Genomic DNA, 8,445 nt, shown 5'->3' on the forward strand with positions numbered 1-8,445 from the left:
GACGTAAAATAATAATGAATAAAGTCAGTAAAAAAATTTTCCTGGGTGTATGCTGTTCATCGCTTCTTACCTGGACAGCAGCCGTTAACGCCGCGAATGGGTTTATTGTTCGCGACATCAAAGTCACCGGCCTTCAGCGCGTCAGTGTGGGAACAGTGCTTAATTATTTACCTGTGCAGGTGGGTGAAGAAGTCAGCGCCGCGAGCACCGGGCAAATTATCCGTGCTCTGTATGATACCGGTTTTTTTCAGTCGGTTTCGCTTGAGCGCCAGGGAAACACCTTGATTGTCAACGTCATTGAACGGGCAACCATTGGCTCCATCAACCTGACAGGCAACAAGGAAATCCCTTCCGACAAATTAAAAGAATTACTGAAACAAATGGGACTGGCCAAGGGGCGCGTTTTCCAGCGTTCCGCCCTTGAGCGCCTTGAAAAAGAGCTGAAGCAGGCTTACAACGCACGCGGGAAATACAACGCCCGCATTGAGACCAAGGTGACAGCGCTCACCGAAAACCGGGTGGCCATCGCCATTAATGTGTCAGAAGGCCGTGTGGCGCGTATTAAAGAGATTAAGTTCATCGGCAACCATGATTTTTCAAGCAATGAACTCATGCCGGAATTGTCGTTGTCCACCAGCGGCATCTTCACCTATTTCACTAAAAAAGATCAGTATTCCAAAACAGCAATGGATGCCTCGCTTGAGTCCCTGCGCTCCTTTTACCTGGATCGCGGGTATTTGAAATTCAATGTGGTGTCCTCGCAGGTGATGTTGTCGCCGGATAAAAAAGATGTTTTTATCAATATCCATATTGAAGAAGGGCCGCAGTACCGCTTTGCGGGCTATGCTGTAATGGGTAAAACCGTATTGCCCAAAGAAAAAATCGATTCATTGATTCAGGTGAAGAAAGGGGATGTGTTTTCCCGTAAGAAAGTGACGGAAAGCATTTCCGCCATTGGTCTTGCTTTAGGGGATGTGGGGTACGGCTTCCCGGCGATCAATGCCGAGCCGCGCCTGGATGAAGAAAACAAAACCGTGTTCATTACCTTTGTGGTCGAACCCGGCCGGCATGTGTATGTGCGCCGCATTAATTTCCATGGCAATACCAAGACGGCCGATTATGTGTTACGCAACGTCATCCGTCAGGATGAGGGATCGCTGCTCTCGCTGCATAACATTAAAGAATCCGAACGCCAGTTGCGTTTATTGGGGTATTTAAAAGACATTAACGTCAAGACTACCCCTGTGCCGGGTGCCAATAATCAGGTTGATCTGGATGTGAACGTCGAAGAGGCCCCCTCTGCCGAAGCCACAGCCTCGATCGGTTATGGCACCAACGGACCCACGTTCAATACAGCCTTTAATCAGCATAACTTCATGGGGACTGGCCGTTCCATGGGCATTGGTTTTAATGCGAGCTACTGGGGTCAGGATTATTCGCTTAATTATTACAACCCGTTTTATACCAAAACCGGTATAGGACGCGGCTTTAATTTGTATTATCAGGTGGTTGATCCGCAAAAACTCGATGTCAGTGCCTACTCGTCTGATCGTTGGGGCGGGGATATTAATTACAACGTGCTGCTCAGCGAGAAAAGCAGCCTGCAGTTTGGTTATGGTTATCAGGATCTGAATATTAAATCCGTCGGTTTCGTCCAGCAGATTCAGAATTTCGTCGACATTCATGGGCGTCACTTCCAGGAAATCCGTTTATCGGCAGGGTGGAACAGAAACAGTTACGATCAGCTGCCATTCCCAACCAGTGGTATGAACCAACAGGCGACGGCCATGGTGGCCTTACCGGCGACATCATCGTCACTGTCTTATTACAAAACCAGTTACATGGCGCACTTGTACCAGCCGCTGTTTAAAGGGTTTATCTTTTCAGTACTGGGTAATGTGGGCTACGGTAACCAGTTCGATAATCAAGGTTTGCCCTTCTTTGAAAACTATTATGCCGGGGGTATCGCGCAGCCTGGGCAGGTCCGGGGTTACAGCAGTTACTCACTCGGTCCCCAGGACAATACCGGAAATGCCATTGGTGCCAACTTCCTGGTCAATGGCACTGCCTCCTTGATTTTCCCGTACCCGTTAAGCCGGGACAATGTACGTACTTCCGTCTTTGTTGATGCGGGTAATGTGTTTGTCCGCGGAACGCCTGCAAACCTGGCGGGTTCCGATGCTGGCCCTCTGCGTTATTCGGCGGGTGTTTCACTGGAATGGCGCTCACCGTTTGGCCCTCTGGCCTTCAGTGTGGCGAAACCCTTGAATAAACAACCGGGTGATGATGAACAGGTCTTCCAGTTTACATTATCCTCCGGTTTCTAAAAACGAATGCTGGCCTCATTGAGGGGTTGATGGCAAGACGGATATAAAACCCCGATAATTCTTGCCATTTGCGTTGCACAATTGTCGCAACCGCCTTTGAATTATGCTAGCATCATAGCCTTTCAACCAGGAGATAAATCATGAAGTGTGTTAGCGGGTTTTTAATGGCGTTGGTTTTCAGCTTGGGTGCTGCTAATGCCTTTGCCGATTGGTCAAAAATTGGTGTTGTTGATTTGCAGAAAATCATGCAAACCTCATCCCAGATGAAAGCGATCCAGCAAAAACTGGAGAAGGAATTCAAACCTCGCCGTGATAAATTAGTGGCCATGGAAGAAAGCCTTAAAAAAGACATGGAAAAATTCAAGCGTGAAAGCACCGTGATGAGCCAGGCTCAGAAGAAAGAGCTTGAGAAAAAAATTGTTGCTGCACAACAGAATTTCGAACGTCAAGGCCAACAGTACCAGCAGGAATTGAGCACCGCTCATAATGAAGCCATGGAAGAGTTGTACGGTAAAATCCGTAAAGCCATCACCAAAGTGGCTGAAACTGAAAAATACGATCTGATTCTTCAGAAAGATGCTGCACCCTTCAGCGACAACAAGTTGGATATTACTGCCAGTGTCATGAAAAACATCGATTGATTTCGTGACTACAGCATATACCCTCAGGGAATTGGCTGACCTCTTGAGCGGCAATCTGCACGGTGATGCAGCGTTGCTGATTCAAGGGGTTTCTTCATTAGTGAGGGCTCAAAAAAATCAAATAGCCTGTTTCGACAATACCGCTCAGTTCGATTTATTATCAAAAACCCGGGCGGGGGCTGTGCTTCTCGCACCACAGCAGGTTAGAGACTTTCCTTTCAGTTGCATTTCCGTACCTAATCCCTGGGAATCAATACATTTAGTGGCCAATTTGTTTAAAATTGCGCCAATTAAAAGACAAGGCATTCATCAATCTGCTATTATTTCACCCACGGCGGAGCTGCCTCAGCACGTTTTCATTGATGCGCACGCCATGATTGGTGAGCGTGTGGTGATAGCCCCCGGTGTTTGTGTCGGTGCCCATTGTGTGATCGAAAAGGATGTGTTTATTGGGGCGCAGACAATCATTGAACCCGGTGCAGTCATCGGAGCCGGAACGGTCATCGGTGCGCAAACCTATGTCGGCAGCGGTGTGGTGATTGGCGCTAACCCCTTTAACAATCTCAAGGATAAAGGGTATTGGCACACAAGCCATGCCCTCGGCGGCACAGTAATCGGCGATCGAGTCCTGATTGGCGCGAACACCGTCATCGCCCGCGGCTCCTTGAGTGACACCTGCATTGGTGAAAATGTTTGTATCGATAATTTGGTACATATTGCGCATGATGTTACTATTGGCGCTCACACAGCCATTGCTGGCTGCGCGGTTATCGGGGCGTTTGTACGCATCGGCGGCCATTGTGTGATTGGCGGGGCAAGCTGCATTGCGGCAAATGTTCATCTTGCCAACGAAGTGGTTATTACCGGAATGTCCACCGTCAGCAAAAGCCTGCAAAGGGCCGGTGTGTATTCTTCCGGTACCCTGGTCAGCGAACATCAACGCTGGCGACGCAATGCGGCTCGTTTTCGACGCCTGGACGATTACGTGGCGCGATTGGCGAAATTGGAAAAAAAGGGGCAGGACGACTCCATGAGTTGAGTTGGCTAAGAAAAGGAATCCTGCGATCATTGATTGATTCGGCTAATTAATGATCGTCGTTAGGAATAGAATTGAGTGAGATGATGCATGAATGAACCAATTGACATTATAAGAATTCTGGAGCTTTTGCCTCACCGGTATCCGTTTATTCTGGTGGACAGAGTGCTTGACTACAAAACACTGGATTACCTGGTTGCGACAAAAAATGTCACCATTAACGAACCGTTCTTTATGGGGCATTTTCCTGGCAATCCGATCATGCCTGGCGTCCTGATGCTGGAGGCTTTAGCTCAAGCCAGCGCTATTTTATCCAATTTATCAAGAACCCCCAAAGAGGGACATGAGTTTCTGTATTATTTTGCCGGAATTGACAATGCGAAATTCAAGCATGTTGTGACACCGGGCGATCAGCTTAGGCTTGAAGTGAAATTAGTAGGGCAAAAACGTGATTTTTGGCGTATGCATGGCGAAGCCTTTGTTGGCGACACATTGGCCTGCTCCGCCGATTTAATGAGTGCATCGAAGGAAGTTAAAAAGTGATAGATGAACGCGCAATGATTCACCCCTCGGCCAAAATAGCAGAAGGGGTATCGATAGGGCCTGGCAGCGTGATTGGTGCTGACGTAGAAATTGGTGAAGGAACCTGGATCGGACCTTATGTCGTGATTGAGGGCCCAACCCGGATAGGAAAGAACAATAAAATTTTTCAATTCGCTTCAGTTGGCGACGAACCTCAGGATGTCACTTATCAAGGGGAGGCAACTCGTCTTGAGATTGGCGATAACAATGTCATCCGTGAATACTGCATGATAAGCCGCGGCACAGTAAAAGGCGGCGGGGTAACCCGCATCGGCAATAATAATTTTCTGATGGCGTATTCGCATATCGGTCATGATTGCATGGTAGGTAATCACACCATCATGGTGAATCATGCGGCGCTTTCAGGGCACGTGATTGTCAATGATTATGCGATTATTGGCCCTTACGCCGCCGTTCATCAATTCTGTCTGATTGGCGCCTATGCCTTTATAGCCAGGGCTACGTATGTAACCAAAGACGTGCTGCCTTACGTCATGATTGCGGGGCATACCACATCCGCCTGCGGCATCAATACCGTGGGGTTAAGGCGTCGTGGTTTTTCGTCTTCGGCTATTGATCATTTACGCCGTGCCTATAAAATAATTTTCCGTAAGGGACTGACTGTACAGCAGGCCGTCGCCGAACTGGAAATGATGCAACAGGATTGTCCGGAAGTCATTCCCATGATTGATGCGTTGAATCAATCCACTCGAGGCATTGTTAGATAAGGAACGAATTATGTGGGCTGCAATTGGAACTGTGGCTTGCGGCGGGGCCTTGGGCGCTGTTTCTCGCTTTGGCTCTGCGGCACTGATGGCAAAATTTTTTGGCAGTCATTACCCGGTAGGAACCTGGTTCGTTAACTGGCTTGGATCCTTTCTGGCGGGATTAATTATGATCCTGCTTTTGGAACGTTTTGCCGTCACTGATTACTGGCGTTTGTTTCTGGTGGTTGGTTTCTTAGGTGGTTTCACTACGTTTTCAAGTTATTCCTGGGAAACCTGGGTATTGTTTGAAGGAGGGGAACACGTGGCCGCCTTGCTTAACATTGCGCTGAATAACCTCTGCGCTCTGGGGATGGCTTTTGTAGGGATAATGGTCGGTCGATGGATAGGAGGGATGGTCTGATGCAAGTCAAAGTAGTGCGTTTTTATTTAAGTGAAGATTCACCTCATCTTAAGCAGATTTACGATTACCTTCATGATCAAAAAGTCATGGGTGCGACCATGTTTCGCGGCGTGAAGGGCTTTGGCAGTTCAGGCAAGCTGCGTGAAGCAAGATTGCTGGATATTCATTTCGATCTGCCCATCGTGATTGAGTTTGTGGAGGAGCCGGCAAAAGCCGATGATATTCTTAACCACTTCAGTACGCTGGTGGAAGGCAATCGTATTTTGTCCTGGACTGCGGAAATGGGTGTGAGCTAGACAATAGGTAATGGAAAAAAATTATGTTAGATCCCCAACTGTTACGTGACGATCCGTTTGCCGTAGCTGAACAACTGGCGAGACGCGGTTTCAAATTCGACGCTGAAGCGTATAGGCAACTGGAAGAACAGCGCAAAGCCTTGCAGGTGGCAACCCAGTCATTGCAGAATGAGCGTAACAAACGTTCGAAAGAGATAGGCGCTGCAGTCGCACGTGGGGAAAACATTGAGGCCATGCGTGCCGAAGTCAATCAGTTAGGCAGCGAACTGGAGCAAAAAAAGCAGGAACTGGAAACCATTCTCCGACAGATTGAACAGATTGCTTTATCCTTGCCTAATTTACCGCACGACTCCGCCCCCATTGGTCAGGATGAGACCGGGAATGTGGAAATCCGCCGCTGGGGTGAGATTCCTGCGTTTGATTTTACTGTGAAATCCCATGATGAATTGGGCGAGACCCTGGGACAAATGGATTTTGCGCTCGCGGTTAAGATAACGGGCAGCCGTTTTGTTGTGATGAAAAACCAGATTGCCAAACTGCATCGTGCCTTAATCCAATTCATGCTTGATATCCATACCCTTGAGCATGGCTACGAAGAAATTTACGTTCCCTACATTGTCAATGCCGACAGTTTGCTCGGAACCGGTCAATTGCCGAAATTTGAAAATGATTTGTTTAAATTAGAAGGCGAAGGCAATTATTACCTCACCTCCACGGCGGAGATCCCGGTAACCAATACGGTTCGGGATACCATCATTGCCCATGAGGCCCTGCCTCTGCGTCATGTTTGCCACTCGCCCTGTTTTCGCAGCGAAGCCGGATCTTATGGCAAGGACACCAAGGGAATGATACGTCAGCATCAGTTTGAGAAAGTGGAACTGGTCTGGATTACCCAGCCGGAGCATTCGTTTGAGGCCCTGGAAACACTGACGCGCCATGCTGAAACCATCCTGCAACGTTTGCGCCTGCCTTATCGTGTCATGGCTTTGTGTACGGGGGATATGGGTGCAGGTTCCGCCAAGACTTACGATTTGGAGGTCTGGTTGCCGAGTCAAAACACCTACCGGGAAATTTCTTCCTGCTCAAACATGACCTCTTTTCAGGCGCGCCGCATGAAAGCACGCTATCGCCACCCGGATACTCAGGAAACCGAATGGGTTCATACGCTCAATGGTTCAGGACTTGCCGTCGGGCGCACGCTGGTTGCCATCATGGAAAACTATCAGGACAAAGACGGTAATATCCGCATTCCAGACGCTTTAAAGCCTTACATGGGCGATGTATCGCTGATTACTCTGAATTAACGAACCCACAGCCCGACGCGGTGGAGATAGGAGCACTTAAATCATGGGACGATTGCAGGGTAAAACGGCCTTGGTGACCGGCGCGACCAAATCCATTGGCTTAGCCATCGCGGAAGCGTTCAGCAGGGAGGGCGCTCAGGTGATTATCACAGGCAGGCTTCCACGGGAACAGGGTCTTGAGAAAGCGAAAACCATTGGCGCTGCAGACTATCTCTGCCTTGATGTCACTCTGGAAGACGATTGGCAACAGGCCCAGGCTTACATTAAAAAGCACTACCAGACGCTAGACATTCTGGTGAATAATGCCGGCATTGATACAGCGCCTGGCAGTAAAACCCCGCAAGACATCGAAAGCATTTCGCTCAAGGACTGGCACGCCGTTCTGGCGGTGAATCTGGATGCCCTGTTTTTAGGGTGTAAGGCCATGCTGCCTTTGCTTAAACAAAGTGACAATGCCTCGATTATTAATCTCGGTTCACGTTCCGGCCGGGTAGGGGTTCCTTCCAATATTGCCTATGGTGCCAGCAAAGGGGCCAGCGATAATTTCACCAAAACCCTGGCTCTGCACTGTGCAAAAAAGGGATACAAAATTCGTTGCAATGAAATTGTACCGGCTGCGATTTTAACGGATATGTGGGATTTGGAATTCGGTCACGACGAGCATCGTCAACAACGCATTAGCGAATACAGCCAGTCTATCCCCCTGCGGCGCATGGGAAAGGCAGAAGAAGTAGCCCACATGGCGGTGTTCCTCGCGTCTGACGAATCATCCTATGTTACAGGTGCCCCTTTCTTGATTGACGGCGGCATCATGGCCTCTGCTGCATCGTATGGTTCCAGTCCTCCACCGATGAATACCCATACTTCCACTTCAGACAACAAATCGCCGCTGCTTGCCAATACCGTATTTAAACCGTCTCACGCCTGGAATGAGGAAAAATCGAAAGACGCTGCCACGGTTTGTTCTATCCAGTAAATGGGTATCCAGCGCCTACCGGTGTAAGAGAGCGTCGGCTTGGCTGCAGGAACATTCGTTATAGAATAAGAACCTCCAAGGTCGTGGAAATTCAATTTTCAGTTTCTTCTCGCTAAGTAAACCTTAATAAATCCTCTTTATAATGCTCCGAGTGT

9 protein-coding genes are annotated in these 8,445 nt (G+C 48.7%); all 9 read left to right on the top strand.

From position 1 onward, the window contains the following. The first annotated feature begins 14 nt into the window (after positions 1-14). The 9 genes from bamA to Lrub_RS04445 all read left to right on the top strand — a co-directional run bounded on the left by bamA (position 15) and on the right by Lrub_RS04445 (position 8,290). On the top strand, positions 15-2,327 hold the full coding sequence (bamA, locus tag Lrub_RS04405) for an outer membrane protein assembly factor BamA (RefSeq protein WP_058530982.1): 2,313 nt from the start codon (positions 15-17) through the stop codon (positions 2,325-2,327). Between the two features lie 140 nt (positions 2,328-2,467). Beyond that, a complete protein-coding gene (locus tag Lrub_RS04410; protein WP_058530983.1) occupies positions 2,468-2,968 on the top strand; it encodes an OmpH/Skp family outer membrane protein in 501 nt (166 codons plus the stop codon). Between the two features lie 4 nt (positions 2,969-2,972). Further along, positions 2,973-4,007, top strand: coding sequence for a UDP-3-O-(3-hydroxymyristoyl)glucosamine N-acyltransferase (lpxD, locus tag Lrub_RS04415; RefSeq protein WP_058530984.1), 1,035 nt, complete (start codon positions 2,973-2,975; stop codon positions 4,005-4,007). Between the two features lie 87 nt (positions 4,008-4,094). Further along, a complete protein-coding gene (gene fabZ / locus Lrub_RS04420; protein WP_058530985.1) occupies positions 4,095-4,547 on the top strand; it encodes a 3-hydroxyacyl-ACP dehydratase FabZ in 453 nt (150 codons plus the stop codon). Then, positions 4,544-5,314, top strand: coding sequence for an acyl-ACP--UDP-N-acetylglucosamine O-acyltransferase (gene lpxA, locus Lrub_RS04425; protein WP_058530986.1), 771 nt, complete (start codon positions 4,544-4,546; stop codon positions 5,312-5,314). The genes fabZ and lpxA overlap by 4 nt, the downstream gene beginning before the upstream one ends. A gap of 10 nt (positions 5,315-5,324) precedes the next feature. Further along, entirely contained in the window at positions 5,325-5,714 is a 390-nt protein-coding gene (gene crcB, locus Lrub_RS04430) for a fluoride efflux transporter CrcB (protein WP_058530987.1), read from the top strand. Next, positions 5,714-6,010, top strand: coding sequence for a DUF190 domain-containing protein (locus Lrub_RS04435; RefSeq protein WP_058530988.1), 297 nt, complete (start codon positions 5,714-5,716; stop codon positions 6,008-6,010). Before crcB ends, Lrub_RS04435 begins: the two co-directional genes overlap by 1 nt. A gap of 23 nt (positions 6,011-6,033) precedes the next feature. After that, positions 6,034-7,314 carry a serine--tRNA ligase gene (serS, locus tag Lrub_RS04440; protein WP_058530989.1) on the top strand — a complete coding sequence of 427 codons (1,281 nt, stop codon included), beginning with the start codon at positions 6,034-6,036 and terminating at the stop codon, positions 7,312-7,314. 43 nt (positions 7,315-7,357) lie between these two features. Further along, positions 7,358-8,290 (top strand): SDR family NAD(P)-dependent oxidoreductase, encoded by a 933-nt coding sequence (locus Lrub_RS04445; protein ID WP_065235712.1) that lies wholly within the window; start codon positions 7,358-7,360, stop codon positions 8,288-8,290. The last annotated feature ends 155 nt before the right edge of the window (positions 8,291-8,445 follow it).

The sequence above is a fragment of the Legionella rubrilucens genome (genome assembly GCF_001468125.1).
GTDB classification, from domain to species: Bacteria; Pseudomonadota; Gammaproteobacteria; order Legionellales; family Legionellaceae; genus Legionella_C; species Legionella_C rubrilucens.